We start from the raw sequence: 26,167 nt of genomic DNA on the forward strand, positions 1-26,167 counted from the left end.
GCCGGCTCGAGCGCGACGCAGACGCGCGCGCCCCGGGTGGCCGCCGGCCGGCGCGGTACCCGGCCGCACCCGTCCCTTGCGCCCGGGAAGAGCAGCGCCAGCTTCCGTGTCGCGGGCGGCATGAGGGGTAGACGCCAGCGACACGAGTACGCAAGGAGGCGTAGATGATGCCCGCTCACGTCGAGAGGTGCCGACTGCCGGCGGCGCAGCGCTCCGGTGCCGCCTCCGGCCCGGCTCCCGTCGGCTGGGGGCGCTGATGGCTCCCCGTCCCTCCCTTCGTTCGCTGGCCAGCGGCCTGGCCCGATGCCGGGGCCGAAGGCCTGCTCTGCATCCGGACGGTGTCGTCCTGTCCGGAGTGCTCGAAGTCCTTCCGGCCGGTCACCACACCTGGGGCGTGGCGTGGCTGGACTCGGCAGGGCGGTATGACGTCACCGTGCGTTGGTCGAGGGCGGCCGGACTGCCCGGGCGACTGCCCGACGGGCTGGGGCTGGCGCTGAAGGTAGAGGACGCCGCCGGTCCGGACCGGCCGCTGGACCTGCTGCTCACCTCAAGCGGCAGCGGTTCCCTGACACGGCACGTGCCCCTTCCCCGTACCGACGCCCTCGCCGGCCCCTACTCCACCCTGAGCGGCTACCGCTTCCCGGACCGGGTCCGGGTGATCGCTGCCTTCCCCGACGAACCCGGCCGCGGGCTTCCCGCGCGCCCGTCGGAGCTCGCCGCGGCGCTGGCCCGCCGCCCGGCACGCTTCCGGCTCTGCGCTGCGGCGCGCGGGGAGCCGTGGCGGCAGTTCGCCGCCCTCTCCGTACACACGGCGCTCCCTGCCCCAGCACCGCTCACGGTCGCTTTCGACCCGTATGCGGCGAGCCTCACAGACCTGCAGCCCACCGACACTCTCCGTCCCCTGCGCGAGGCGGCCTACGCCGGATCCCGCCAAGGCCGCGGAGCCACGGCGCCACCGCAGTAAGGCCGGCCGTCGCGGGTGCCAGGGCGCCGGCCCTTCCCTCGCTGTCGCCACCCCACCACCGCGCCCACTCCCCGGCAGCCTGCGTCAGGCCCGCGGGATCGGCGTCTGGACGGCCCTCACCTTCCCCGCATCGACCGCGTGAAGTCCCGCCGGTCGCGCGAGCCAATCGTAGGCACCAGCTCACCACTTCGTACCCGTTGAGCATTCGGCATCGCCCGCCGGTCCGGGGCAGCTCGTGGGTTGCAACGGTCAGCGGGTGGGCAGGCGGTGCAGGACCAGCTCGCTGAGCATGCCGTCGGGCACGGGACGGAACGATCACGCCCGCAGGAACACGACGACAAGACCACCCCGATCCCGCTGCCTGCGACCCTCGCGGCCGCACCCAGGGCCGGTGCCATCACTCCCGCCCTGCCGGAGTACTTCGGCGTCGATCCCACCACCGTCCGGCCTGAAGGACCGATGCGCGACACCATGTCCGACGACACCTCGGTCCGCGACCGCGACCAGCCGCTGCACGAGCACACCCTTATGCCCACCCACATGCGCGGCGCTTCACCCGCCGAGCTCGTCCCGCCCCTCGCCTTCACCAACAACGTCCCGCTGCTCAAGCTCCCGGGCCACACCCTCCCCAACCCGTACGCCTTCGGCACGCACCTCTTCGTCCTGCACACCGACGCCGACCAGGCCCCTCCCGGACGACAACCTCGAACCGCGCATGGTCACCCTGCGCACCACACAGCCCCGCGTCGCCGGCACTCCCCGGAGCAGTACGAGCGCCTCAACCTGCCGCCCGCGGGCCCGTTCACCGAGCGCCTCCTGGCCTGTGCCCAGAAGGCACGGGCTGACGCGGCCCACCAGCTTCACCGTGCCCCGAGGACTTCCCCAGCCGGCCCGCTCAGCGCGCACGCCCTCGTCGCCCAACCCGCCCTCAGCCTCTCCCGCCTCCGGATAGCCGACCTCACCGTCGGACTCAGATTCACCGACCGGCTCCACGGGGTCTCGTTGCGGAGCCGACCTGTCGCCTGCAGGGGGGAGCTGGGCCGGCGTTTCTGAAGGCTTCACGGTCCGAAGGGCGGTGGTTCTGGACCGGGAGGGCTATGGGGGCTCTGCTCCGCGGCTTGTCGCGGGGGTCAGGCCACGGAATAGAAGCGGATGGCGACTTCCGAGTCGTCGCCGCGGGCGAGGCCGATGAAGACGGTGCGGGCGAGCCAAAGGTGGGCGGGGGCATCGGTGCGGAAGACGGGGGAGGTTCGGTAGTACACGCCTGCCTCGGACACCTGCTCGGTGCCGTCGTACTGGGCGGGGGCGGCGGGGTTGTCCTCGTGGTAACAGCCGCGGTTGGTGATGTCGATGACCGCGCCGTCATCTGCTTGCAGGAGGTATCGGGCGTCCAGCTGGTAGACCTCGCGGCGCCTGTCGAACCAGTCGCCGCCGCCGGCCAGGACCGTGCCGCGCAGGCGGGGGCCGTCGACGGTGCCGTCGATGATGGGGACGTACTCGGTGACTTCGCCGGCGCCATGGCCTATATGGAGGGAGGGGGCGAGGAAGGCCCGGACCTCGAAGGCGAAGTGGAGGGCGGGGGTGAAACCCGACCGGGCGGCAGGGTGTGACTCTGGGGCGATCACGGCGCTCACTCCGTAAGAGCTGCGGGGCTGGCGGGGCGGTTCGCCAAATGCTGGCAAGGCGCAGCCAAATGGTCAACGATGTTGACGTAACGCAGCCGCGCGGTCGCCTCGCCGAGGACACGTCCTCGTCCCGCGACTCGGCACCGGGTCCCGGTCAGCCGCCATCGCGCTCGCTTCCTCCGACGAGGCTCCGGACGTGTCCCTCGTGAATGGCGGTCGCCCACTCCCAGCCGGGCTTGGGCGATACGATTCTTGGATCGTTGGAAACCCGGGCGTCCCGCAGGTCCTCCACGTACGCCCGATCCAATCTGAGCCTTGCGCGTACCTCATCAGCCCTGGCGACGGACCCGTGGCCGGGGACAAGGACATCGACGTCGTCCGCCACGCCTTCGAGCAGACCCAGCACGACGAGGTAGTCCGGAATCGGATTATCGGTGTCGTCAAACATCGGGACGAAGACATCGGAAAGCATGTCGCCGGCGACGAGAACTCGGCGTTCCTCGATCAACAACGCCGCATGGCCCGGGGCGTGCGCCGGATGCTCGATGATTCGCACCTTGGGGCCGTCCCAAGGGAGCTACGCGGTTTCAGCAGGCAAACCTGTGATGAGACCGTAAAGGTCCAGCGGTGTGTCCTCGGCGATTTCCGGTGGCAGACCCTCGGCGACTTCGGCCCTCCAATCCGGATTCGACCGCACATCCCGCATGAAGGCTGCGCAGCGCGCTGTGCCGTAACGCGGTGCTTCGCCAAGTTCGGGGTGCCAGAGCACGTGATCCCAGTCAGGGTGCGTCGAGAAGCCGGCCACCACGGGTTGGCCAAGCTCATGAAGGTCGTTCGCCAGGCAGACCATTTCAGCGCCGGTGATCCCGGCGTCCACGAGGAGCACACCGTCGCTGCCCTGCACGACAACGGTATTGTTCTCGAGCAGCTCACTCTTGTGGACCAGCACGCCCTCGGCGACCTGCTTCAGCATGGGGATCCTCCCGCTTGACGTCTGCAGCCGCGCCTCGACCGGCGCCCGGTCGCTGCTCCTGTGCAAAGCCGGAGCGTCTCATCGGTTCGCATTACAGCCCACATCTCGGGCCTCCGTCCACCACTTCGGCCAGGTCGAGTTTCGTCGGAGCGCGGATGCCGGGTTTCGCCGGAACCCCATCCGGGGGGGGAGACGAGCAGGCACGAAAAGTAGCTCTCCGCTACGACGGACAGACGGACGCCCAACGACAAGCCTCGGCGGATGATTCCGAGGCACCTCCGGATATGGCCAATCGCCGCCCCACGCCTCCTGTCCGTGCTGTCAGTCCGAACTGGTTCGATGGAATCCCAGCGACAGCGACATCCCACGCAAGGAGACCTCGTGGGCACGTGGGGCAGTGGAAACTTCGAGAACGGCACCGCGGCGGACTACCTGGCGGAGGTCATCGACCGTCTTGTCACCGAGGTCGCCGCGTGGGTGGCCGGCGTTCCTGGGCCATCGAGCCTGATGAGTATGGGGGCGTCGTCGTGCCGTGCAACGTGGAGCTGCTGCACCTGCTCGCCCGGTCCGGCTATGGCGCCGGCAGCCTTCCGCAGGCCCAGGTGGCTTCGTTCATGAACGCGGACAGCGTTTGTCGATGACTTTGGGCGGCAATCGGTGATCGCTGTGCCTCAACTTGTCGACGAGTTTTGACGGCGCTGGGGAACTCCCCGACTATCGCTTGTGCTCCGAACTGAGCCCGCGAAGTTCAGGCGACGGGTGGACGCCTTGGATCGGTCGGAAAAATCCCGTGCTCGTCGGAGAGCTGCTCAAGGGCCTCGTGACCGTGCTCGCGGCGGTATGCCGTCCCGGCAGCGGTGACCGGCAGCGCCCAGAGGTTGCGGGCATGGCCGTCCGGCAGCGGGCAGCTCTCCAAATTAGGGCCATGGAGGTAGGGGAGGCTGATCGGCAGGTGGCCGCAGTGGGACCCAGGCGACCACGGCTCCCGATGGGCAGGCTGTGCACGGCATCGAGGTGCACAACGCGCGGCGCGGTCTCCTGGCGTCTCGCACCGCGGCGGGGCCGCCACGGCCCGGCGGGCTCCTCTCTCCCACCCCCTTGACCACGGCTTGATCATGAGCCGAAGCCGGCGATGCCAAGGCATCTCGGGGACCTAGGCAGTCAAGCTGGTCTCCTTGGTAGTCGGCTTGCGGGCCAGAAAACTGGCGAACTTCCAGTTCCGTTCCTCGTCGGGCTCCTGCAGCAGCTGGGCGGTGATGGTGAGTTCGGCCTGGTGGAGCAGTTCGGCGAGTCGGTGTGCGGGCAGCCGATAGGACGTGTAGGACACGGGGTGGCCGCCATGGCCGTGTGTGGGGCGGCGCTGCTCACCGGTGCCCACGTGGCCGGCGAGGAGGAGATGTCCGCCGGGTGCCAGGGTGCGGTGGAACTCGGCGAACACGGTCGGCAGCAGCTCCGGAGGTGTGTGGTGGGTGGAGTAGTACGCCAGGATGCCGCCGAGCGCGTCGTCCTCGATCTCCAGCGCGGTCATGGAGCCCACGGAGAAGCGCAGGTCAGGGTAAGCGCTTCGGGCCAGTTCGATCATCTTGGGGGACACATCGATGCCGAATGCAGAAACGCCGAGTCCGGCCATGTGCGCCGTGACTCTTCCGGGTCCGCAGCCCAGGTCCGCTACCGGTCCTCGGTCGGATGCCCGCACCAGCTCGGCGAAGGCGGTCAGCATCGAGCGAGACAGGGGATCCAGTTCAGAGGGGGTCTTGACGAGGGCGACGTAGTCGTCGGCCACGGTGTCGTACGACTCCCGGACGGCGGCAAGGTAGGAAGGCTCAGTCACGCCGTGAATCTAGACGGGCGCGGTGCGCGGCGGCGGCCGGGAGGCGCTCGGCACGATGTTGTCCGCGCTCGCGAGCCCACCGGGTGCCGGTCGCGTCGCCGGCCGGCTCGTACACTTCGCTGCCGCACGTCTCCAGCAGGGTCTGGGCCCGCTGCCACTCGGCGTGCGCGGCGGCCCAGGTGTCGGCCAGGCGGTACGTGCCGGTCTCCAGGCCGGCAGGCCGGTGTCGCGCCGGACGCCGCGATGGGCGTCAGCGGCCACCTGCCGGGCCCCGGTAGCTGTCTCGGCGGCCTGGGCGGCGATCTGCGCGGTGTCCAGGCCGGTGGTCTGCCGGCGGACGGCGTCGCGGGCGACGTCCTGCGAGCTCCAGATGCTCATTGCCCGTCTCCGTCCCGACAAATGGCTGCCGGCAGAACGTCCAGCCCTTCAAGGCCGGAGCCAGCGGTGCGGGGGCCGGGGCATGCGTCCTGGCGGGGGAGGTGGCATCGCAGGTGTCGCAGGCAAGGCGCTGTGATGCGTGCGGGGCGGAGCTCAGCCGGTGACGGCGGATGCGGGCCATCTCTACTCGCCCCCCTTCGGCGTTGGGAGTTCTCGGCTCGCTGCTGAGTGAGGTGCCGGGCGGCCGCGGCGCCGCCCCAGACGCACTGGGAGGTGTCGGCCGCGGCGGCCAGGACGGCGCAGACGGCAGTGACGGCGTCGGGTCCTCATCGGAGGCCAACCTCACTCAGCAGGGTCGAGGCCGGCGCCAGACCGCCTGTCAGCTGTCAGAGGGTGGCAGCACGCAGGACGATCAGGGCGACGGAGGCCATGGTGAGGACCACCGCCGGAGACGCGCCCTTGCGGTCGCCGGCGCGCAGGTGGAAGGCGACCGCCCCGGCGAAGTAGAACGTCAGGCCGATCGCGGCGGCGATGCCTACGGGTCCCCACCAGAGTCCCGCTATCACACCGGCCGCGCCCGCGACCTGAGCGCCGATCAGGAAAGCCATCATGCTCTGCGGCACTCCGAGGGTGGACATCTGCTCCGTGATGTGGCGTGTGCGCAGGGACTTGGCACCGGCGGAGGTCAGGAGAAGCGCCGCCATGAGCACGGTGACGACGGCGAGGGAGACGAACATGGCTGAAACCTCAATCGTGCGAGATGCGAGTCAACGGGGGTGTGCGCACCTCGACGACGATAGGCGGCCATCAGGTACCTCCAGGTAACCTTCGGGGCATGAGCCTGCGCCCTGGAGTTGCCTTCCTCGCCGACTGTCCCGCGCTCCTGGCCATGGAGATCATCGCCAGCAAGTGGTCCATGGTCACGCTCTTCGCGCTGACCGACGGCCCGTTGCGTCACGGCGAGCTGGTCGAGCTGAGCGGTGGCATTTCGCGCAAGGTACTGACGCAGACGTTGCGCCGGCTCCAAGCCAACGGGCTCGTCGAGCGGCACGCGTACGCCGAGGCGCCGCCGCGCGTGGAGTACAGCCTGACCGATCTCGGGCGAACCCTGGAGGAGCCCATCAGGATGCTCACCGCATGGGCGCGGGAGAACGGCGAGGCGGTCGTCGCCTTCCGGGAAGCAGCCGAGGCGGCCGGGACCATCGAGGCGGATCAGGCGACACGGTGAAGGCCCCTCATGTCGATGAGAACCCCAGCCGTTTCTGATCAAGAGAAGAGTCGCTGCGCGCGGTAGAAGGCGTGCGCCGTCGCGGTTGTCGCGCGCGTCGGTCAGCGTCTGCTCCCGGGTGTGTCCCAGGCGCCGCCGCCGTACCGCCCGCGCCGGCGCCGTGCTCCGTCAGCTGTTCCAGGGCGATGCCGAAGGGGGCGGCGACACCTGCGGCAGAGCCCTGTTCCCGGCCATCGGCTGAGCGGATGGACCTGATGGGTGGGGGCGTTGCGCGACGGCTACTCATGACATGGCTCGTACCATCATGCGGGCATGCACATCGTCAGTCAGGTCTTCGCACTGGTCGCCGCCGCCGTCCACATCTCGGTCTGGCCATTGGAAAGCTTCCTCTACGCTCGGCACGCATGGGTGCGGCAGTTCCTCACGGGAAGCACGGCCGACGCGCCCGAGGTCCGCCTCTGGCGGTTCAACGTGGGGTTCTACAACCTGTTCCTGGCCTGCGGCATGATCGCCGGCTTCGTGGCCCTGCACCTGGGACACCAGACCGTTGGCCGCTCTCTGATCCTGTACCTCGCCGCCTTCATGACCGGCGGCGGCATCGTGCTCTTCATCTCCGATCCCAAGCTGTGGCGCGGAGCACTGAGCCAGGCAGTTCCAGGCGTCATCATCCTGATCACCGAGCTCTCGTGACGGCAGAACCCACACGGGAACTGCATAGCTGCCCCCCGTCTGACCACCGATGACCTGCACGAGAAGTGCTTCGCCCTGCGCGCGGCTTCGATGGGGCGTATGGACCGCGACAACCACCACAGTCACCTGGAGTACGACGGCGTCGCGTTCGCGACGGGAGTAGCCAGGCCAGAGCAAGAGAGGTTCACCGTCGTCGTGCAGTACACCCCCAAGACCACCGACGGCGAGCAGACGACCGACGATCGGCTGCTCGCTGTCGTGCGTGCCTTTGTCACCACGCACGCACCGTGGAAGCCGCTGTTCATCGGCGCCGTCATCACCGGGGATAACCGGATGCGTCTCTACTTCCGTTCCCCTGAGCGGGACCGCACCTACGGCGTGGACGTGCTGGCCAGTCGCACGGGTCCGGGCCTGCTCGGAGCCCTGATCTCTCCGGCGTTCCTGGCGAACGAGCACCTGCATCAGCCCTCCGACGACCCGCACTGCGACACGGTCGTCGACCTCACCGACTACTGATGAGCGGAATCGGCCGACGGGACTCGGGGTGCGCTGTCAGGCGGGCGCCTTGAGTACGGCGGCGATCTGCCGGACGTCGATGACACCGGTCCTCGTGTGATCGATGAGGTCGATGGCGTTCTGACCCGGACGGGCGCGTCGGTGGCCGAAGGGGTGGGGGTAGTCGGTGGCGACGGCCAGGCCGAACTGGTCGTGGAGTGTCCGGGCGGGGACCCGGACGAGCTGGTAGAGAAGGGCCGCTGCGCGGTGGTGGGGCTGTGGAAACGGGCGTACGAGTCATCGTGGCGGCCGGTTCCCCGGCCCCGCACCCCCCGCACCCTGCGCCGTCTCAAGAACCGACGAGTCGCCGGCCTCGCCCAGCCTCTGCGTCTCGCCCTCGGCCGCGGACGACGCCCGGTGGCCGGCCCGTCGCGGCCCGAGGGCGGGTGCAGGCCCAGCGGGGGTACGCGGCACAATGTGCCGTGGCCGAGTTCCAGGAACTCGCGGAAGAGTCAGACCCGCTCGGCGAGATGGGCGTGCCGCTGCCGTCGGCAGCGCAGTTCGCCGCCATGGAACTGGTGAGCACCGGCGTCATGTCGCCGCGCGCTGGCGGGAAGATCCGGAGACGGCGGTCGGCCTGGTGCATGAGCTTGCGGCCGGCGGCGAGTCGGGGGATGGACGAGGCGGTCGACGCAGCGGTGCTGTCCGTACTCCACCACGATCCGCAACCACGGCGGGGGCGGTACCGGTCAGCCCGGGTGGAGGTCCGTACGGGCGGAGTAGCCACGAGCGTCTGCTCGGCGAGCCGGGTCAGGCCGTGGTCGAGCCGCCGGAAGTACGTGGCGCGGCTGGGGTGCCGACGGTGTGCCACCCCGACGTGCTCGGGCCTGCGGCGTACGTAGGAGGCGTCAGGGATCCGGCCCGCCTGGGCAGTGGGTGGGGCGTCGGAGGCCATCAGGTTGCCGACCGTCCGGCCTGCGCCTTTCGCAGTTTCCGGGACGGTCGGGGGGCGGCCTGGGCCAGCAGGGGCTGCATGCCAGGTGGCCGGGGTCGTGGAGGCGGGGCCGGCCGTGTTCCGGTGGCAAGCCGGGCGGGGACCAGCCGGACAGGAACGTGGGCGAAGGCGCCGGCAACCCGCCGAAGCGCGGGCATGGTCAGTTCCCTTCGTGCTCGCCGCCGTACCAGCCGTACAGGCTGTAGGGGGCTCGGCTCTCCGTCGCGGTCGAGCCCCGTTTCGGCGCAGCGGGAAGGAGCACGATCCGGTACGGGCCGCCGGTTCCGCGAGCTGGCACGCCTCCCCGGTCGGGGGCGCTCACCCTGCTCCCCCGCCCGCACGGCCCGCACAGGCCCCCGGTCTGATGCGCAGTCACCGCCGCCGCCGACGCCTGCGCTGTCTTACCGAGAATTCCTGCGCCCTGGCTCGTGTCAGCGGACGGGTCCCTCACCTGCGAGGCCGTCTGCGTGGACAGTGGCGTCCTCGTCGAGGCGCGGGTGGAGAGGTGCGGGGGGGTGTGGGTGGTGGTGTCGGAGATGGGTGGGCGCTCGGGCCGGGCCCGGCACCCAGATGTCCCTCGGCCCCGAGCCCTCGGCCCCGAGCCCGCGGCCGGGCTCCGCACCGAGCCCGGCCTCGACCGGCTCAACACCCGGTGGGTCCGTCCCGTGGCCGAGCCCGTCGGCGCCTGCCGCCACGCCCGCTGACCTGGAGGCTGCCAGATCGGTGCCGTGCGGGCCTGCCCGAGGAGGTCCTTCTCGGGCAGGCCCGCTCCTGCATCGCGGTCGCGCGTCCTCACCGGCCGACTCCATCGCCCCGGCGCATCGGTCGGCCGCCTCCGGGGATGCGGGGACAGGCGCGAACTCTCCGGAGAATCTGCACCCCCTGACGGAGACGGAACGGACATGCCCTCCCTCCACGCCCGGCGTGCACGTCGATCAGGTGCCCTTGAGGGCCCTCTCTTCGGACACGGCTTGTTCAAGGGCCGGGCTCGGGAGCGAGGATGATCCGGGCCGCCACCGGGAGGTGGTCGCTGGCCGTCGCGGGAAGGGTCCACGCCGAAGCGGCCCGGACGCCGCCGAGGAGAATCTGGTCGATCCGTACGGCCGGCAGGCCCGCCGGCCAGGTGAAGCCGAACCCGGCGCCGGCCTCGGTCTGCGCGGAGACGAGGTGGTCGGTGAGGGGTCGCAGCGCGCGGTCGTCGGTGGAGCCGTTGAGGTCGCCCATGACGACGACGCGCCGCACGGGCTCGGCCCTCACCTCCGCCGCCAGCAGGCTCATCGCCTCGTCGCGCGCCCGGGTGGTGAAGCCGGAGAGGCCCACGCGGACGGACGGCAGATGGGCGACGTACACGGCCAGCCGTCCGCCGGGCGCGTCCACCGTGGCCCGCATCGCCCGCGTCCACGGCATGATCGGCACGGCTCGCGCGTCCCGCAGCGGGTGCACGCTCCACAGGCCCACCGTGCCCTGCTGGAAGTGGTACGGGTAGGCGTCTGCCAGGGCCCGCTCGTAGGCGGGCGCCGTGGCCGGGCTCAGCTCCTCCAGCGCCAGGACGTCCGCCCCTGCGGCCAGCAGGCTCCGCGCGGTCCCGGCGGGGTCCGGGTTGGCCTGGTTCACGTTGTGGGTCACGATCGTGAGGTCGCCGCCGAGGGACGACTTGTCGACCAGGGCCCCGCCGAAGACCGCCAGCCAGGCCGCCGTCGGCACCAGCAGGGCCGTCACGGCCGCCACCGCCGCCCGCCGTAGCAGGGCGGCGGCCACCAGGACGGGGACGCTCAGCGCGCTCCAGGGCAGCAGGGTCTCGGCCAGACTGCTCATCCGTCCGGGCAGGCGGGGGAACAGTGGGTGCCCCGCGATGCCCACCGCGAGGAGGACGGAGCAGGCCGTGACCGCCGTCCCGCGCCGTCGCCACCACCGCCGGCGCGCCGCGCCGTCCGCCGCTCCGAGGCCCGGGGCCGGCCTCGCCGCAGCGGGGATCGCGGGCACGGGGGCTCGGTCCTGGTGGACCGCCGTGCTGCCCGTCCCGGCGGCGGGGTGCGGCTGTGCCGTCCTGCCGTCCGGTGCCCCGGCGGAGGGGTCGGGGCGTGTCGTCGCCGTCATCGCGCCCGGCCCTCCGTCCCGGCGGCCAGCCCGTCGCGGACGGCGGTGAGCAGGCCGCGGCTGGCGTCGACGGCGGCCCGGAGCCCTTCGGCCGGCGTGGTGTTCGCCCTCTGGTGAAGGACGGCGCCCACCAGCAGGCGGGGCGTGCCGCCGACGCGCACTTCGCAGGCCCACAGCAGGTTCCCGCCTGCCGGAGTGCTGGAACCGGTCTTCACGCCGAGGACGCCCGGGGTGCCGAGGAGGGGATTGGTGTTCGCGATCGTGCCGAGGCCGGGGACGGTGATCTCGCGGGTGGCCACGATGGCCCGGAAGACCGGGTCCTTCATCGCGGCCCGCACCAGTCGGACCTGGTCGGCCGCGGTGCTCGTGGTCGTCGGCTCGATGCCGCTCGCCCCCGTGTAGACCGTGTCCCGCATGCCGAGCCGCTCGGCGGTGCGCCGCATCTTCGCCGCGAACGCCTCCTGGCTGCCGGAGTCCCACCGGGCCAGCAGCCGGGCCACGTTGTTTCCGGAGGGGATCAGGAGCAGTTCCAGGAGCCGGCGCTGCGAGTGGCGCTCGCCCGCACGCACGGGGACGGTCGACTCGCCGCCGACCCCCACCTCGTGCGCGGCCTGTGGGTCCACCTCGATCAGGGGGCCCTCCTCGTCCGGCCGCAGCGGGTGCCCCTCGAGCACGACGTAGGCGGTCATCACCTTCGCGAGGCTCGCGATCGGCACGGGCCGCCGCCCGCCCCTCTCCCCCAGCGAACCGCTCCCCTCCAGCTCGACGGCGCTCTGGCCGTCCTGCGGCCACGGGAGCGGGCCGATGCCGGCAACCGGCCGCCCGCCGTCCGGCTGCGAGGGGGATCCGGAGGGGGAGACGACCGCGATGCCCAGGGCCGTCAGCAGCGCCAGGGCCAGAGCACCGCCGGCGAGACGGTGACGGGGTGTGCGGGGAAGGGACACGGGCTGCCTCCAGGAGCTGCGGTACGGGATCGGTACGGCAGCAAGGCTCCTGGGGAGAGGTCTCCGGTCGGCGGACACCGGAGCGCGGCCCGTGCTCGGGAACCCATCGGTCGTGTATCGGTGGGGCTGCGGGAGGGGTGCGCACCGAAGGACCCTCTGGGGCCGGCGGAGGGAGAGGGGGTCAGGCGTCGGCGAGGGTACGGTCCGGGGGCAGGCTGAGGGTGGCCACCGCGCCGCCGTCCGGGGCGTTGGCGAAGTCCAGGGCCGCCCCGATCACCTTCGCCTGGCCGGACGCGATCGTCAGGCCGAGGCCGTGCCCGCGCCCGCGTTCGGCCGCGCCCGTGCGGAACCGCTGGGGACCGTGGGCCAGCAGGTCGGCCGGGAAGCCGGGGCCGTGGTCCCGTACGGTCACCGTCCGGCCGGCGACGACGACCTCCACCGGGCCGGCACCGTGCCGGTGGGCGTTGACGACGAGGTTGGAGACGATCCGGTCCAGGCGCCGGGGGTCCGTCTCGACCACCGCCGCGTCCTGACCGGACACCCGCGCGGCGAGGCCCGTCCGCTTCACCGCGTCCCTGACGAGTCCGGCCAGGTCGACCGGTCCCGGCCGGGACCGTTCGGCGCCCGCGTCGAGCCGGGAGATCTCCAGGAGGTCCTCCACCAAGTCGCGCAGCACCCGCACCCGGCCCTGGACCAGGTCGGTCACCTCGCCCTCGGGCAGCAGCTCCGCCGAGGTGACCAGGCCCATCAGCGGGGTGCGCAGCTCGTGCGCGACGTCGGCGGTGAAGCGCTGCTCGGTGTCGATCCGCCGCTGGAGGCTGTCGGCCATCGAGTCGACCACGGCCGAGATCTCGGCGACCTCGTCGCCCCCGCGCACCCGCCCGGTCCGGGCGTCGAGGTCGCCGGCCGTGATGCGGCGGGCCGTACGGGCCACCCGGCGCAGCCGCCGGGCGGGGAGCTCGCAGGCCAGCGCCGTCGCCGGGACGACGACGCCCAGGGTGAGCAGCGAGTACTTCCACATGTGCCGGTCCAGGGCCTGCCGGGTCAGCAGATCGGCGGTCATGTCGACCTCGACCGCGTACAGTTCCCCGCCTTCCCACCGGGCCGCCCAGAAGACGGGGGCGGGTGGCCCGTCCTCGTAGAACGTGGCCTCGCCGCCGTGCTCGACCTGCCGCAGCAGGGGGTCGGGCAGTTCCCCGGGGGAGACCAGGGGTCCGTCCCCGCCGACGGCCGCGGCGTCCTCCAGCGCCTTCTCCAGGGACGCGCGGGCTTTGATCGCGCCCTCGTTCAGGGACCGCCGGAGCACCGAGTCGTGCACCAGGACACCGACCGTCAGCGCCATCGAGGCACAGGCCAGCGCCACCAGGAGGACGATCTTCCAGCGCAGCGAGCGGGGGTGCGGCACCAGTTCGGCGACCGTTGCCCGGTGCCCGCCGCTCACCGCTTCCACTTGTAGCCGAAGCCCCGGACCGTCTCGACGCGCTCGGCACCGATCTTCTTGCGCAGCCGCTGCACGCACAGGTCCACGACCCGGGTGTCGCCGTCCCAGCCGTAGTCCCAGACCTCGCGCAGCAGGGTCTGACGGTCCAGCACGATCCCGGGGTGGGCGACGAATTGGAGCAGGAGCCGCAGCTCGGTGGGGGCGAGGGCGATCCGCTCGCCGTGCCTGCGGACCTCCAGGGCTGCGGGGTCGAGGGAGAGGTCGCCGAAGACCAGCGGGCCGTCCGGCTCCGGGGGGACGGCGGGTCCGGCAGCCGCCGGGGGTGCGAAGGCGGCCCGGCGCAGCAGCGAACGGATCCGGGCGACCAGGACGGCGGTGTCAACGGGCTTCACCACGTAGTCGTCGGCTCCCGCCTCCAGACCGGACACCACGTCGAGGGAGTCGCCGCGCGCGGACATCATCAGGACCGGGTCCGTGGACGTCTCCCGGACGCGCCGGCACAGGCCGATGCCGTCCAGTCCCGGCAGCATCACGTCGAGCAGCAGCAGGTCGTGCCTGCCCTCCCGGAAGAGTTCGAGCCCGGTCAGTCCGTCGGCGGCGACGAGCACGCGGTAGCCGTAGCGTTCCAGGGCCATCGCGACGGACCGCCGGATCACCTCGTCGTCCTCGACGAGCAGGACCGTCACGGGCGCCGACGCGGGCGTCGGCACGGCATCAGACATGTGCGTTCCTCGGACACGGGACCGGGCAGGTCCTCCATCATGCCTCACCGCCGCCGGTCCTCCCGCAGCCTGAAGTTCCGCCGACACGCCCGCGACCTGGGACGATACACGCCTGATACATCGTCGCGCGGTGGCCGAAGCACGCCCGAGCCGGTACCGACACCTAAGCGGCGCGGGGTCCCGGTGATCGAGCCCGAGACGACGCAATGGGGTACGCGGCGCGCCAGGGTCCTCGCTCCCGAGGGCCACGAGTGGAGCGTGGGACCCCACCGGACCGGCTGACGTGGGCCGGCCGTCCGGGCGCGCCCGCTGTCCGGGCCGGTAGCGCCGGCACCGCGGCGGGACCCGGTCGAACCGGTCACGGCGCCGGTGGGCCGAACCCCGTCAGGAGCGCCGACGCGTGCGGGGCGCCGCTCTCCTCCACCACCTCTTCGAAAGTCTGCGGCGTCCTCACCGGCGCCAGGTCGACCCCGCCTTCCCGGTGGAGGAAGCCGTAGACCCCCGGCCGGGGCAGGCTGTTGTACGCCCAGGGGGCGGAGAAGTAGTAGGCGCCGGTGTCGTGCAGCACCACGACGTCGCCCTCCGACAGCTCCGGCAGGAGACGCTCGTGGGCCACGACGTCGCCGGCGAAGCAGAGCGGACCCGCCACGTCCTGCGGCACGACGCGGGTGGTCCTGGGCCGTCCGTCCGGGCCGTGGGCCGTGATCCTCACCGGCCACGCCTCGGGCATGAACACCGTACGGGTCGCGACCTGCGCTCCGGCGTGGGTGACCGCGATCCTCCGGCCGCCCGAGTCCTTGACGTACTCGACCACGGCCGCGGTGAAGCCGTTCTTCGCGAGCAGCGACCGGCCGAACTCCGTGACCACCTGGTACCGGCCGTCGAGCAGGGCCGGTTCCGTGCGGTCGAGTTCCCGGACGTACTCCTCGAACGTCGGCGTCACCGTGTCGTCCCGGACATTGACGGGGAGCCCGCCGCCCAGGTCGAGACTGGTGACCTGGCGTCGGCCCGCATGGGCGTTGATCTCCTCGGCGAGCCGGTGCAGCGCGGCGAGGCCGCGGGCGATCAGCGGCAGCGGGCAGCCCTGGGAGCCGACGTGGGCGTGCAGACGGGTGAGCCAGGGCCGCCGCAGGAAGGCGTCCAGCACCCGGGCGCGCCCGCCCGGGTCGTCGAGGGCGACACCGAATTTGGAGTGTGCCGTCGCCGTGCTCATCGCGGCGATGGTGCCGCCGCCGACCTGCGGGTTGACGCGCAGGCCCACGACCGAGCGGGAGTCGGCGGGACGCAGGTCGTCGACGCGTGCGAGTTCGGCGAGGTTGTCCGCGTTCAGGGCGATGCCCAGGGTGAGCGCCTCGCGGATCTCGGTGCGGGTCTTGGCCGGTGAGTCCAGGACGATGCGGTCGGGCTCGAAGCCGGCGGCGAGTGCGAGGCGGGTCTCGCCCGGGCTCGCCGCCTCGCAGCCCATGCCGGCGTCCGCGAACAGCCGCAGGACGGGGACGAGGGGAGCCGCCTTGACCGCGAAGGCGTGCAGCACGTCCGGTACGTGGGCGAATGCCTGGTGGAGGGCGGCGACGCTGTCCCGTACCCCTTGGACGTCGACGAACCCGGCGACGGGGTGGTCCTCGCCGAGGACGCCCCGGCTCAGGGCCTCCTTCAGTACGGTCGCGGTCTTCTCCCGGTGTTCCATGGGTTCCTTTCCTGGCGGCGCGGGTGGGGCGTGGCTCGGACGGGCGGTGGGAGGCGCTTCCGGCGGGCGGGTCACGGGACGTCCAGCCGCAGGACGTCGTCGAGCGTCTCCCCGCGGACGACGAGGCGCGCGGCGCCGTCGCGCACGGCGACGACGGGCGGCCAGGGCTGGGCGTTGTCGTTGTTCGCCATGGAGCGGTGGTAGGCGCCGGAGGCCGGTACGGCGAGGAGGTCGCCGACGGCGATGTCGGCGGGCAGGCGGGCCGCGTCCACGACGACGTCACCGGACTCGCGGTGCCGGCCGCAGACTGTCACCGTCTCGTCGGCGCCCCTCGCCGTCGTCCGGGCGGCGAGGACGGCCGTGCAGGCCGCGCCGTGGAGGGCGGGGCGCAGGGCAGGTTGTCGCTGAGGCCGCCGTCGGCGGACAGCCAGGTACGCAGGCCGCATCGGCGCTTGACGGTGCCCACGGTGTACAGCGTCACCGTGGTGGGGCCCGCGATCGCGCGCCCGGGTTCGACGGCCAGGCGGGGCATGGGGATGCCCGCGTCCGCGCACGCCTTGTGGACCCGGTCGACGACGGCAGGAGCGAGGTCGCGCACGTCCAGGGGTTCGTCCTCGGGAAGGCAGGCGATGCCGAGGCCGCCGCCGAGGTCGAGGCGCCGCAGCGGCACTCCGTGCGTACGGGCGGTGTCGGCCATCAGGGCCACGAGCCGGTCGGCGGCGGTCGGACTCGTCGGCGAGGTCGCTCCGGCGCACCCCGCCGATCGCGAGGCCGTCGGGGCCGCTGGTGGTCGTGGCCGGCCACAGGTGCGGGGGAAGGTGCATGGTCGTCCGCCCTTCGCGCATGGCTCAGTAGCTGGTGAGGAACCGGTGGAGGACGCGCACGCCGAAGTCGAGGCCGGACACGGGCACTCGCTCGTCCACGCCGTGGAACATGCCGAAGTAGTGCAGGTAGGGGTCGAGCAGGAGGGGTGCGAAGCCGTAGGTGCTGATGCCGATCCCGGCGAAGGCCTTGGCGTCGGTGCCGCCGGACTGGAGGAACGGCACCGGGTGCGCGTGGGGGTCCTGGCTGCGGATCGCCGCGGCCATCGCGTCGAAGGCCGGCCCTTCGTGGTCGGCGGCGACGGCCTCTTCGCAGTTGATGAACTCTCGGGTCACCTTGGGGCCGAGGAGCCGGTCGACGGTCTCCAGGAAGGCGTCCCGTTCGCCGGGGAGGAAGCGGCCGTCGACCTCGGCGTGGGCGTGCGAGGGGATGACGTTGACCTTGCCGCCGGCGGTGAGCACCGTGGGGTGGGCGGTGTTGCGGACGGTGCAGTCGAACAGCTCGCCCAACTGGCCGAGGCGGCCCGCCTCCTCCTCCAGCCTGGTGCGGTCGACGGGGAAGCCGAGGGCCCGTTCGAGGGCGTCGAGCAGGGCGCCGACGGCGGGCGTGAGGCGTGTGGGCCAGCGGTGGTCGGCCAGCCGGGACAGCGCGCGGACCAGTTCGGCGACCGCGTTGTCCGCGCCGGGGCCCGAGCCGTGCCCGGCCGTGCCGCGGGCGGTGAGCCGCAGCCAGGCCGTACCGCGCTCTCCGACGGCGATGGGGTACACGCGCGCGTCGGGACCGGCGTACGTGCTCCTCGTCGTGATCGAGAAGCCGCCGGACTCGCTGATGGCCTCCTCGACGCCGGTGAAGTGGTCCCGGTGCGCGGTCGTGACGTGCCGTGAGCCGTGCGCGCCGGTGGACTCCTCGTCCGCGAGGAAGGCGAGGACCAGGTCGCGGCGCGGCCGCTGTCCGGTGCGGGCCCAGGCGCGCACCAGGGCGAGGGTCATCGCGAGGGTCCCCTTCATGTCGACGGCTCCGCGACCCCACAGGCAGCCGTGGTGGAGGTCTCCGGAGAGGGGGTGCAGGGTCCAGTCGCGCGGCTCGGCGGGCACGGTGTCGAGGTGCCCGTGGACGAGCAGCGGGGGCAGGCCGGGGTCCTCGCCGTCGATCCGGGCGAGGACGCTGGTGCGGCGGGGGCGTGGTTCCGTGAGGGTGGCGCGGACGCCGGCGGTGTCCAGGGCCTCGGCGACGTACTCGGCGGCCCGCCGCTCGCCGGGTCCCGACCCGTCTCCGGGGTTGGTGGAGTCGATGCGCAGGAGGTCCGAGCAGAGTGCGGCGACGTCGGTGGCGTATCCGTCGTGCAGGCCGGGCGGTCGGGTGGCGGTCACGGGCAGCTCCACGAGGGCGGGGGCGGTCAGGGGGCGGGACGGGCGCAGGACGGCGCGGGCGCGGGGGCTGCGGTCGTCAGCGGAAGTGGTCCTCCATCGCCGCGCCGGCGACGGTCGTGCAGACCTTGAAGGTGCGGGCGGCGGTGGTCGCGTCGGGGGCGGTGAAGGCGACTCCGCGCGGACCGGCGGCTTCGACGGTGGGGACGGCGAGCACCGTCGCCGCCAGGTGGGGTGCGTGGAAGTCGAGTGCGAAGCGGTGGGGCCTGCCGGGAGCGCCGCGCCTCCGCGCCGGGCCGGTGTCCGCCGGGGCGCTCGGGGCGGGGCGCCGGGTGGGGCGGGCGGCGGCCTCCGCGGCCCGGGCGCGCAGCAGTTCGGCGCTCCGGGCGGGCGGGAGGCAGACGGCGGCGTACCTGCTGACGCATTCCTTGACCACCGCCACGAGGGCGTCGGGGGCCCACGTCGCCGCCGCCCGGCAGGGGAGGTCGTCCCCGGTCACGAGGACGACGGGGACGCCGTGTTCCTCGGCGATCAGCGCGTTCATACGGCCCTCGTCGGCCGTCATGCCGAGCGGCTTGTGACGGCCGGTGAGCGGGCGGGCCCGCGGGTCGAGGGCTTCGTGGAGGAGGTTGCGCTGGGTGGAGTGGGCGTCGTTGACCAGCACCTCGCTCGCGCCGCCGGCGAGGAGGCCGTCGACGACGGCGTTGACGTCGCCGGTGAAGAGGGGGCGCATGCGCTCCCAGGAGGCGGTGCCGGGTTCGACGTCGTCGGGGCAGGTGACGCCGGTGACGCCTTCCATGTCCGCGGAGACGAGGACGCGCGTCATGGGGAGTTCCTTTCGTACGGGGGGAGGGTGACGCGGCGCTGGGCCGTGTCGAGTACGGCGCGGGCCCCCAGGGGGACGGTCAGCTGGCGTGGTCCGTGTCCTGCGGCGAGCCCGGCCGCCACGGGGACGCCGAGGTCGGACAGGCGGTCGCGCAGCACGGCGTCCACCTGGTCGGGAGGGCCGCAGTCGGTGAAGTCCCCGAGGACGACGCCGGCCGCCCGCCGCAGGACTCCGGCCCGGCGGAGCTGGGTGAGGGACCGGTCCAGTCGGTACGGTTCCTCGCCGACGTCCTCGAGGAGGAGGATCCGGCCCTCGGTGACGGGTGCGGTGGCCGTCCCGAGCGACGAGGCGAGGACGGTGAGGTTGCCGCCGGTGAGGGGGCCTTCGGCGCGCCCCGGGACGAGGACGGATCCGTCCAGTTCGAAGGAGCGGGGAGAGGGTCCGAAGAGGGCGGCGTGCAGGGACGCGGCGGTGGCGTCGTCGTCGTGGACGGGGCGGCACGCGGGCATGGGGGCGTGCAGCGTCACCAGGCCGAGTCCCTCCCCCACGGCTCGGTGGAGGCAGGTGATGTCGCTGGAGCCGACGAGGAATTTTGGGCCCGCGGCGGCGAGGAGACGGTGGTCGAGGCGGTCGGCGACGCGCTGGGTCCCGTACCCGCCGCGTACGCACAGGACTGCGCGCACCTCGGGGGCGAGCCACGCCTCGGTGAAGTCGGCCAGGCGCGTCTCGTCGGTACCGGCCAGGTAGTCGCGGTGGGTCGCGGAGAGCCGGGGAGTGGTGCGGGGCCTGAGACCCCAGCTCTCCACCAGGGCGCGGGCCGGGGCCGTCTCGTGGTCGTCCACGGGTCCGGCGGGGGCGACGAGGGCCACCGTGTCGCCCCGCCGGAGGAACGGGGGGTGTGCGCGCTCCGGCTCCGGCGGGTGCGTGCGGATCGGCTCCGGCGGGCTTCCCGTGGCCGCGGCCGACGTGGTGGCGGCCGTCATGGCCGGGGCGCGGGGGCAGGGGAAGGCGTCGTCTCCGCTGCGGAGCCGCGCGGCGGGCCGAAGAGCCTTTCGTAGAAGCGGATTTCGGCGTCGAGGGCCGCCCGGATCGTCTCGGCGCGCCGCCATCCGTGGCGTTCCCCGGGGAACTCGACGTGCTCGTGGGGCAGGCCGGCGTCCCGGAGGGCGCGGGCCATGGCCGATGACTGCGCGGGGTCCACGATGGCGTCGTCGAGGCCGTGGAGCAGCAGGGCTGGGCCGCTGGCGCGGGACGCGGCCAGGACCGGGGAGCGCTGTTCGTACAGGGCCGCGGCGGCCGGCAGCGGGCCGATCAGCGCGTCGAGGTAGCGGGACTCGAAGTCGTGGGTGGTGGCGGCCCAGGTGACGGGGTCGGTGATGCCGTAGAAGGAGACGGCGCCCGCGAAGACGTCCGTGTGCGTGAGGGCGGCGAGCGCGGTCCAGCCGCCCGCGCTTCCGCCGCGTATCGCCAGGCGTTCGGGGTCGGCGAGTCCTTCGCGGACCAGGGCCTGGGCGACGGTGACGCAGTCGTCGACGTCGACGACGCCCCAGGCGCCGTCGAGGCGCTCCCGGTAGGCGCGGCCGTAGCCGACGGAGCCTCCGTAGTCGACGGTCACGACGCCGATGCCGCGGCTGGTGAAGTAGGCGATCTCCAGGTCGTACACCATGGGGTGGTCGCCGGTGGGGCCGCCGTGGACGAAGAGGACCCAGGGCGGGCGTTCCCCGTCGGGCGCGGCACGGTGGGGGTGGGCGGGCGGGTAGGTGTGCGCGTGCACCGGGGCCTCGGGGAGGCCGGGCGCGTCGCCGGTCGCCGTCGCGGGCGGACGCGGGAAGGCCCTGGCGGTGGGGCGGGGCAGCCAGGCGGGGTCGACCGGCGTGGTCCTGGGGGTGGACAGGATCCGGGCGTCCGGTGGGCCGGCGGTGCCGGGGCGAGGCAGCTCGGCGGTGATGACGCTGTACGGCAGGAGGGTGCTCGCCCCGGCGGTGACCAGGCGGTTCGCGTCGGCGTCGATGCTGTGGACGAAGTCGGTGCAGGGCAGGTCGAGAGCGGTGAGGACGGGCAGGCCGGGACCGGCGTCGGGGTCCACGAGGGAGACGCGGCGCCCGGCGCCCGTGCCGTGGACGGCGACGGCCCGGCCGTCGGGGAGCGGGGCGAACCAGGTGGCGCCGGGCTTCCACAGCGCGCCGCCGAACTCCTCCTCGGCGTACGTGACGGGGCGGGCGGGGCCCGCGTCCGCGGGCACGAGGTGGAGCGTCCACCATCCGTCGGGGTCGGTGACCGCCCAGAGGCTGTCGGGGTCCCTCCACTCGGCCTGGACCACCGACTCCCGGGGGCCGCCCGCTCGCACGCGGTGGGTGCCGGCGGTGCCGTCCTGCCGCAGCGGCGCGACGCAGAGTTCGGTGCCGTCCCACGGCATGGCCGGATGGTTCCATCCGATCCAGGACAGCCGGCGGCCGTCCGGGGAGAGACGGGGGCAGGTCATGAAGTGGTGGGTGGCGGCGACGGTCCGTTCGGCGCCCGTGGCGAGCGAGACGGCCACGAGGGCGCGCTCGACGTCGCGCACCCCGTCGCGGCGCGTCTCCCGGACGGCCCAGACCTCGTCGCGCGACGGCGGCACGTAGAGGTCCCCATAGGTGACGTGCCCGCGGGCGGGCGTGAGGGGCCTGGGCGGGTCCTGGGAGTCCGGGTGATGGAGGTACAGGCGCTGGTCGTTCCAGTGGGTGAACACGAGTCCGGTGCGGGTGGGGCGCCAGGGCCTGCCGCCGTACTCGTGCAGGCCGTTGCGGGCGTCGAACCCCGGGGGCAGCAGGTCCTCGACCCGGCCGTCCGGCTTCGCGCGTACGACGCAGCGGCGGCCGGCCTCGTGGGGGCGCGGTTCGTCCCACCACACGTCGTCACCGACGAGGGAGACCCAGCCCGGCGTCCCGTCCTGGCGGGCTACGTGCGCGGCAGTGATGTCGGAGTCCCAGGCCCGGAACGCGGGCGGCGTGCTGCGGGTGGGAGGGGCGTGGTTCATGGGGTTACCGCCTTGGGGCCGTGCGAAGGGGCGTCAGGTCGTGAGCGGGGGACCGCGAGGGAGTGGAGCGGGCCGGCCGTACGGGGAGGGCACAGGATGCGAAACATGGTCGAGGTGCGGGACGTACGCGGGGTGCGGGACGTACGCGAGGTGCGGTGCCTGCGGGACGTGCGATGCCATGCGCGGGGGGCGAAGTCATGCGCGGGGTGCGGGACGTACGGTGGCGGACGTGGTGCGGCTGTCGGACCGGCGCGCCGCGTTCGGGCCGCCGTGCGCGCGGCGACGGGTCGCCGGGACCGGCCACGCGCTCCACGCTAGTGAGCCCCCGCGGGGCCGCACGATCAACAAAAGGTCCCGCCCCGCGGCGGGTTCATCGACGTTTCGTCGTACAGGCGGGGGCGGCGCTGCCGAGGGCCGGGACCGGTGCGGGGACTACCAGTTGGGGTCGAGGCCGGGCACGTGGGGAGGAAGGGGGAGATCGGCGGGGTGGAGGAGGTAGACCACTCCCCCGCCCCCCGACGCCGCCAGCCACACGCGCTCGAACTCGCCGCGCGGGTAGGTCCGCCGTACCTCCTCGTCGGTGGCCGACAGCGGGTCGTTGACGACGACGTCGCCGTCCGGCGTGAAACCGCAGACGATCTTGATGCTGCCGGCCGGTGAGTACCCGGCGCCCGCGAGCTCGCCGATGCGGAAGCTCTGGGCCGTGGCGACCGGGATGCCCGCCAGGATGAAGCGTTCGAGCTCGCTCAGCGAGCGCAGCCGCGTGACCATCCCGCCGAGCCCGTAGCGGGACGGGTAGGCCGCGTTGAACGCCCAGTTGCCGCAGCCCTTGTAGGCGTAGTCGTAGACCGCGCGGGCGGTGAAGTCGACCTGCGGGGCGGTGTCGGCGGGATCGATCCAGGCCATCTCGCCGGCGTCCGGACCGTGCCCGAAGTACTCGACGAGCATCGCGGTGCACGCGGGCGCCGACCAGGCCTCTCCGCCGCCGTCCCACTGCGGGCTGTGCCCGGTGTGCACCTCCTGGGAGCGGCGCGGGACGTCGAGGACCGTGCCCCAGGCCCCGCCGGGGCCGCTCACCACCGGGCGGTGTTCGGGAGGGGTGGACGACGCGGCGAGGTACAGGGCGCGGACGGACGGGGCGTGCGGAGCGCCCGGGACGCGCGCGAGCCGGACCTCCAGTTCGTACGCGGCGGCGGGCCTGCCGGGGGCCATGACGAACACGTCGACGTCGGCGGACCCGAACGGGCCGGTCTGGCCGGGCACGGTGGTGCGGTGCACCACGTCGTCGTCCGAGGCCCAGTGCGCCATGACGTACCAGGGCGAGGTGTCTCCCGCCTCGTCGCGGACGCGTAGCCGCACCATCAGCCGGGTGCCGGACGGCGTGCGGGCCGTCCACGACGGGATGAGCTCCCCGGCGGGGAAGGGCAGGTCGCGCCAGCCGGTGGAGCAGGTCGCGTACTCCCACTCCAGACTGGCGTGGCCGTGGTGGTCGACGTACGTCTCGCGCCCTTCGACGCTCCGCAGGCGCAGGGCCCCGTCGGACCAGGCGGTTCCCCGGAAGACGGCGTCGGTGAAGTGGCAGGCCTCCGACCAGCGGTGCAGCACCGCCTGCGGCTCGCAGGGGTCGTCGCTTCGCCCTCGGTTCACGCCTGTCACGGTCTTCCTGCCGCTCTCTCGTAGCTCCGGTGTGGCTCCGGTAAGGCCCAGCCGGACGCCGGTGCCGGGACGGGGCCCACATGGTAACGGCCCGGGGTTCGCGCTCAGGAGCCCCGGGCCGGTTCGGATCGGTCCCGCGCTCCGTGCGCCACGCGGTGCATCGTGGCGGCGGACCGGAGGATCACGCCGTCCGCCCTGACGGACATGACGCGGTCGCCGTACTGCCCCCGGCGGTACCGGAGCGTGCCGCGGACCACGGTGTGGGCGGCGAGCCCGAAGGTCTTGGAGGGGAGGTGCGGGGCCCGGGCAGGGGCCATGGCGGGGCCGGCGGAGAGCACGGGGGCCAGGACCGCTCCGGGGGGCGCCGCTCGGTGGCGCGTCGTTCGTCTCGGCGCCACACCTGCGTCCGTCATCCGGTGGTGTCCCCGGGGAAGTGACAGGCGGTCGGGTGGTCGGCCCCGTCCCGCACGCGCAGTGCCGGTTCCGTCAGGCACTGCTCGCGGGCCTGGGGGCAGCGCGTCCGGAAGGGGCACCCGGACGGCGGCGCGGCAGGGGACGGCAGGTCGCCTTCGAGGAGGAGCGCGTCGTCGGGCGCGCGCCGCCTCGGGTCCGGTACGGGCGCCGCGGCGAAGAGGGCGCGGGTGTAGGGGTGGCGGGGGCTCGTGCAGATCTGCTCGCGCGTTCCGGTCTCCACGATCTTCCCGAGGTACATGACGGCGATCCGGTCGCAGAGGTGCTGGACGACCGCGAGGTCGTGCGAGATGAAGACGCAGGCGAGGCGCAGTTCGCGGCGGAGGTCGTCGAGCAGGTTGAGGACCTGTGCCTGGACGGAGACGTCGAGGGCGGACACCGGCTCATCGCACAGGAGGAGTCGCGGCCCCAGGGCGAGGGCGCGTGCGATGCCGAGGCGCTGGCGCTGTCCGCCGGAGAACTGGTGCGGGTAGCGGTCGCGGTGGGCCGGGTCGAGGCCGACGGTTTCGAGGAGTTCGGCGACGCGACGGCCGCGGTCGGCGCGGGGCAGGGCCTCGGGGTGGATGGCATAGGGCTCTCCGACGATCTGGCCGGCCGTCATCCTCGGGTTCAGCGAGGTGTACGGGTCCTGCAGGACCATCTGCACGCGTCGGCGCAGCGCGCGCACGGCGGGGCCGGAGAGGGCGAAGGGGTCCTGTCCCTCGATCGTCACCGTCCCCGAGGTGGGGCGGTCCAGGGCCATGAGGAGCGAGGCGAGCGTGGACTTGCCGCATCCCGATTCGCCCACGATGCCGAGGGTCTCGCCTCGGCGGACGGTCAGGTCGACGCCGTCGACGGCTCGGACCGCGCCGATACGGCGTTTGAGCAGCACTCCTTCGGTGACCGGGAAGTGGCGGGTGAGCGCGGTGGCCCGGAGGAGCGGCGGAGCGGCCTTAGCCGGCTGCGGCATGGTGGACCTCCTCGGCGAAGTGGCAGGCGCTGCGGTGTCCGGTGCGTGTCAGCGTTCGGAAGGCGGGCTCGTCGGTGGCGCAGCGCGGCTCGGCCCGCGGGCACCGGGGGTGGAAGGCGCATCCGGTGGGGACCGCGGAGGGCGGGGGCGGGGCGCCGGCGATGGGGACGAGCGGCTTGCCCAGGCGGTCCAGGCGGGGCACGGAGTCGAGGAGGCCCCGGGTGTAGGGGTGGCCGGGCCGGGCGTAGAGGTCCTGCGCGTGCGCGGACTCCACCGTGCGGCCGGCGTACATGACGGTGATGCGGTCGGCCGCCTCCGCGACGACGCCGAGGTCGTGGGTGATCAGCAGCAGGCCCATGCGGGTCTCGGCCTGGAGCTGTCGGAGCAGGCGCATGATCTGGGCCTGGACGGTGACGTCGAGGGCGGTGGTGGGCTCGTCCGCGATGACGACCTCAGGGTCGAGGGCAAGCGCCATCGCGATCATGACGCGCTGGCGCATGCCGCCGGAGAACTGGTGGGGGTAGTCGTGGACCCTGCGCGCGGCGGCAGGGATGCGGACGCGGTCCATGAGCGCGACGGCGCGCGCGAGGGCGGCCCTGCGTCCCAGGCCCTGGTGCACGGTGTACATCTCGGCCAGCTGGTCGCCCACGGTCAGCACGGGGTTGAGGGCGGTGAGCGCGTCCTGGAAGATCATGGCGAGGCGGGTGCCGCGGACCTCGCGGTGGCGCTGCGGGGGCATCGCGAGGAGGTCGTCGCCGTGCAGCCGGACGGTTCCGCGGGCGATGTGCGCCGGCGGGGTGTCGAGCAGCCCCATGACGGCCTGCGCCGCGACGGACTTGCCCGAGCCGGACTCACCGAGCAGGGCGAGCGTCTCGCCTGCGCGCAGGGTGTAGGACAGGCCGTTCACCGCCCGGACGGTGCCGCGCCGGGTGCGGAACTCGACGCAGAGGTCCTCGACCTCCAGGAGGGGTGGTGCGGGACGGGACATGGG

At 73.2% G+C, this 26,167-nt stretch carries 22 protein-coding genes and 2 pseudogenes; 5 read left to right on the forward strand and 19 right to left on the reverse strand.

The genetic code is table 11. The features are described 5' to 3' along the window. Nucleotides 1-433: 433 nt before the first annotated feature. On the forward strand, nucleotides 434-964 hold the full coding sequence (locus ACFVQZ_RS17770) for a hypothetical protein (RefSeq protein WP_321192949.1): 531 nt from the start codon (nucleotides 434-436) through the stop codon (nucleotides 962-964). 267 nt (nucleotides 965-1,231) lie between these two features. Beyond that, entirely contained in the window at nucleotides 1,232-2,017 is a 786-nt protein-coding gene (locus ACFVQZ_RS17775; protein WP_030495735.1) for a hypothetical protein, read from the forward strand. A 77-nt stretch (nucleotides 2,018-2,094) separates the two neighbouring features. On the opposite strand, the gene ACFVQZ_RS17780 is transcribed toward ACFVQZ_RS17775, so the two are convergent. The 5 genes and pseudogenes from ACFVQZ_RS17780 to ACFVQZ_RS17800 all read right to left on the reverse strand — a co-directional run bounded on the left by ACFVQZ_RS17780 (nucleotide 2,095) and on the right by ACFVQZ_RS17800 (nucleotide 6,508). Next, the gene (locus tag ACFVQZ_RS17780; protein ID WP_383623567.1) at nucleotides 2,095-2,589 is read right to left on the reverse strand and encodes a DUF3237 domain-containing protein; all 495 of its coding nucleotides are present in this window, start codon (nucleotides 2,587-2,589) and stop codon (nucleotides 2,095-2,097) included. Between the two features lie 154 nt (nucleotides 2,590-2,743). Next, nucleotides 2,744-3,562: pseudogene (locus tag ACFVQZ_RS17785) on the reverse strand (MBL fold metallo-hydrolase). 748 nt (nucleotides 3,563-4,310) lie between these two features. Then, complete coding sequence (locus ACFVQZ_RS17790) at nucleotides 4,311-4,706, reverse strand: suppressor of fused domain protein (protein ID WP_383623569.1); 396 nt, start codon at nucleotides 4,704-4,706, stop codon at nucleotides 4,311-4,313. Between the two features lie 9 nt (nucleotides 4,707-4,715). After that, a complete protein-coding gene (locus tag ACFVQZ_RS17795; RefSeq protein ID WP_383623573.1) occupies nucleotides 4,716-5,393 on the reverse strand; it encodes a class I SAM-dependent methyltransferase in 678 nt (225 codons plus the stop codon). 764 nt (nucleotides 5,394-6,157) lie between these two features. After that, entirely contained in the window at nucleotides 6,158-6,508 is a 351-nt protein-coding gene (locus ACFVQZ_RS17800) for a DoxX family protein (protein ID WP_383623576.1), read from the reverse strand. Nucleotides 6,509-6,606: 98 nt separating this feature from the next. On the opposite strand from ACFVQZ_RS17800, the gene ACFVQZ_RS17805 reads away from it, so the two are divergent. The 3 genes from ACFVQZ_RS17805 to ACFVQZ_RS17815 all read left to right on the forward strand — a co-directional run bounded on the left by ACFVQZ_RS17805 (nucleotide 6,607) and on the right by ACFVQZ_RS17815 (nucleotide 8,205). Beyond that, nucleotides 6,607-6,999, forward strand: a complete 393-nt coding sequence (locus ACFVQZ_RS17805; RefSeq protein ID WP_383623579.1) for a winged helix-turn-helix transcriptional regulator — start codon at nucleotides 6,607-6,609, stop codon at nucleotides 6,997-6,999. Between the two features lie 312 nt (nucleotides 7,000-7,311). Then, the gene (locus ACFVQZ_RS17810; protein WP_030495730.1) at nucleotides 7,312-7,689 is read left to right on the forward strand and encodes a DUF1304 domain-containing protein; all 378 of its coding nucleotides are present in this window, start codon (nucleotides 7,312-7,314) and stop codon (nucleotides 7,687-7,689) included. Between the two features lie 99 nt (nucleotides 7,690-7,788). After that, nucleotides 7,789-8,205, forward strand: coding sequence for a hypothetical protein (locus ACFVQZ_RS17815; RefSeq protein ID WP_383623582.1), 417 nt, complete (start codon nucleotides 7,789-7,791; stop codon nucleotides 8,203-8,205). Between the two features lie 1,948 nt (nucleotides 8,206-10,153). Here the strand turns inward: ACFVQZ_RS17815 and ACFVQZ_RS17820 are convergent. The 14 genes and pseudogenes from ACFVQZ_RS17820 to ACFVQZ_RS17885 form a co-directional block, all read right to left on the reverse strand. Then, complete coding sequence (locus tag ACFVQZ_RS17820; RefSeq protein WP_383623585.1) at nucleotides 10,154-11,275, reverse strand: endonuclease/exonuclease/phosphatase family protein; 1,122 nt, start codon at nucleotides 11,273-11,275, stop codon at nucleotides 10,154-10,156. After that, nucleotides 11,272-12,219: a D-alanyl-D-alanine carboxypeptidase family protein gene (locus ACFVQZ_RS17825; RefSeq protein WP_383623588.1), complete on the reverse strand. Its 948-nt coding sequence runs from the start codon at nucleotides 12,217-12,219 to the stop codon at nucleotides 11,272-11,274. The genes ACFVQZ_RS17820 and ACFVQZ_RS17825 overlap by 4 nt, the downstream gene beginning before the upstream one ends. A gap of 181 nt (nucleotides 12,220-12,400) precedes the next feature. Next, the gene (locus tag ACFVQZ_RS17830; protein ID WP_383623591.1) at nucleotides 12,401-13,660 is read right to left on the reverse strand and encodes an ATP-binding protein; all 1,260 of its coding nucleotides are present in this window, start codon (nucleotides 13,658-13,660) and stop codon (nucleotides 12,401-12,403) included. After that, nucleotides 13,657-14,382 (reverse strand): two-component system response regulator CseB, encoded by a 726-nt coding sequence (gene cseB, locus ACFVQZ_RS17835; protein ID WP_383623594.1) that lies wholly within the window; start codon nucleotides 14,380-14,382, stop codon nucleotides 13,657-13,659. Before cseB ends, ACFVQZ_RS17830 begins: the two co-directional genes overlap by 4 nt. Nucleotides 14,383-14,740: 358 nt before the next feature. Beyond that, nucleotides 14,741-16,069: a diaminopimelate decarboxylase gene (locus ACFVQZ_RS17840; protein ID WP_383623597.1), complete on the reverse strand. Its 1,329-nt coding sequence runs from the start codon at nucleotides 16,067-16,069 to the stop codon at nucleotides 14,741-14,743. A gap of 71 nt (nucleotides 16,070-16,140) precedes the next feature. Continuing rightward, nucleotides 16,141-16,461, reverse strand: coding sequence for a hypothetical protein (locus ACFVQZ_RS17845; RefSeq protein WP_383623882.1), 321 nt, complete (start codon nucleotides 16,459-16,461; stop codon nucleotides 16,141-16,143). Continuing rightward, nucleotides 16,380-16,778 (reverse strand): annotated as a pseudogene (locus tag ACFVQZ_RS17850) (hypothetical protein); the annotation flags it as partial. The gene ACFVQZ_RS17845 and the pseudogene ACFVQZ_RS17850, both read right to left, overlap by 82 nt. 139 nt (nucleotides 16,779-16,917) lie before the next feature. Then, nucleotides 16,918-18,261 (reverse strand): M20/M25/M40 family metallo-hydrolase, encoded by a 1,344-nt coding sequence (locus ACFVQZ_RS17855; RefSeq protein WP_383623600.1) that lies wholly within the window; start codon nucleotides 18,259-18,261, stop codon nucleotides 16,918-16,920. Between the two features lie 76 nt (nucleotides 18,262-18,337). Further along, nucleotides 18,338-19,084, reverse strand: a complete 747-nt coding sequence (locus ACFVQZ_RS17860; protein WP_383623602.1) for a M55 family metallopeptidase — start codon at nucleotides 19,082-19,084, stop codon at nucleotides 18,338-18,340. Continuing rightward, nucleotides 19,081-19,953, reverse strand: a complete 873-nt coding sequence (locus ACFVQZ_RS17865; protein WP_383623605.1) for an LD-carboxypeptidase — start codon at nucleotides 19,951-19,953, stop codon at nucleotides 19,081-19,083. Before ACFVQZ_RS17865 ends, ACFVQZ_RS17860 begins: the two co-directional genes overlap by 4 nt. 110 nt (nucleotides 19,954-20,063) lie before the next feature. Next, nucleotides 20,064-22,100: a prolyl oligopeptidase family serine peptidase gene (locus ACFVQZ_RS17870; protein ID WP_383623608.1), complete on the reverse strand. Its 2,037-nt coding sequence runs from the start codon at nucleotides 22,098-22,100 to the stop codon at nucleotides 20,064-20,066. 432 nt (nucleotides 22,101-22,532) lie between these two features. After that, complete coding sequence (locus ACFVQZ_RS17875; RefSeq protein WP_383623611.1) at nucleotides 22,533-23,747, reverse strand: C39 family peptidase; 1,215 nt, start codon at nucleotides 23,745-23,747, stop codon at nucleotides 22,533-22,535. A gap of 418 nt (nucleotides 23,748-24,165) precedes the next feature. Next, entirely contained in the window at nucleotides 24,166-25,176 is a 1,011-nt protein-coding gene (locus ACFVQZ_RS17880; RefSeq protein ID WP_383623614.1) for an ABC transporter ATP-binding protein, read from the reverse strand. Beyond that, nucleotides 25,160-26,164 (reverse strand): ABC transporter ATP-binding protein, encoded by a 1,005-nt coding sequence (locus ACFVQZ_RS17885; protein ID WP_030495718.1) that lies wholly within the window; start codon nucleotides 26,162-26,164, stop codon nucleotides 25,160-25,162. The genes ACFVQZ_RS17880 and ACFVQZ_RS17885 overlap by 17 nt, the downstream gene beginning before the upstream one ends. Nucleotides 26,165-26,167 lie beyond the last annotated feature (3 nt).

This window comes from Streptomyces sp. NPDC057854 (genome assembly GCF_042797055.1).
Classification (GTDB): Bacteria; Actinomycetota; Actinomycetes; order Streptomycetales; family Streptomycetaceae; genus Streptomyces.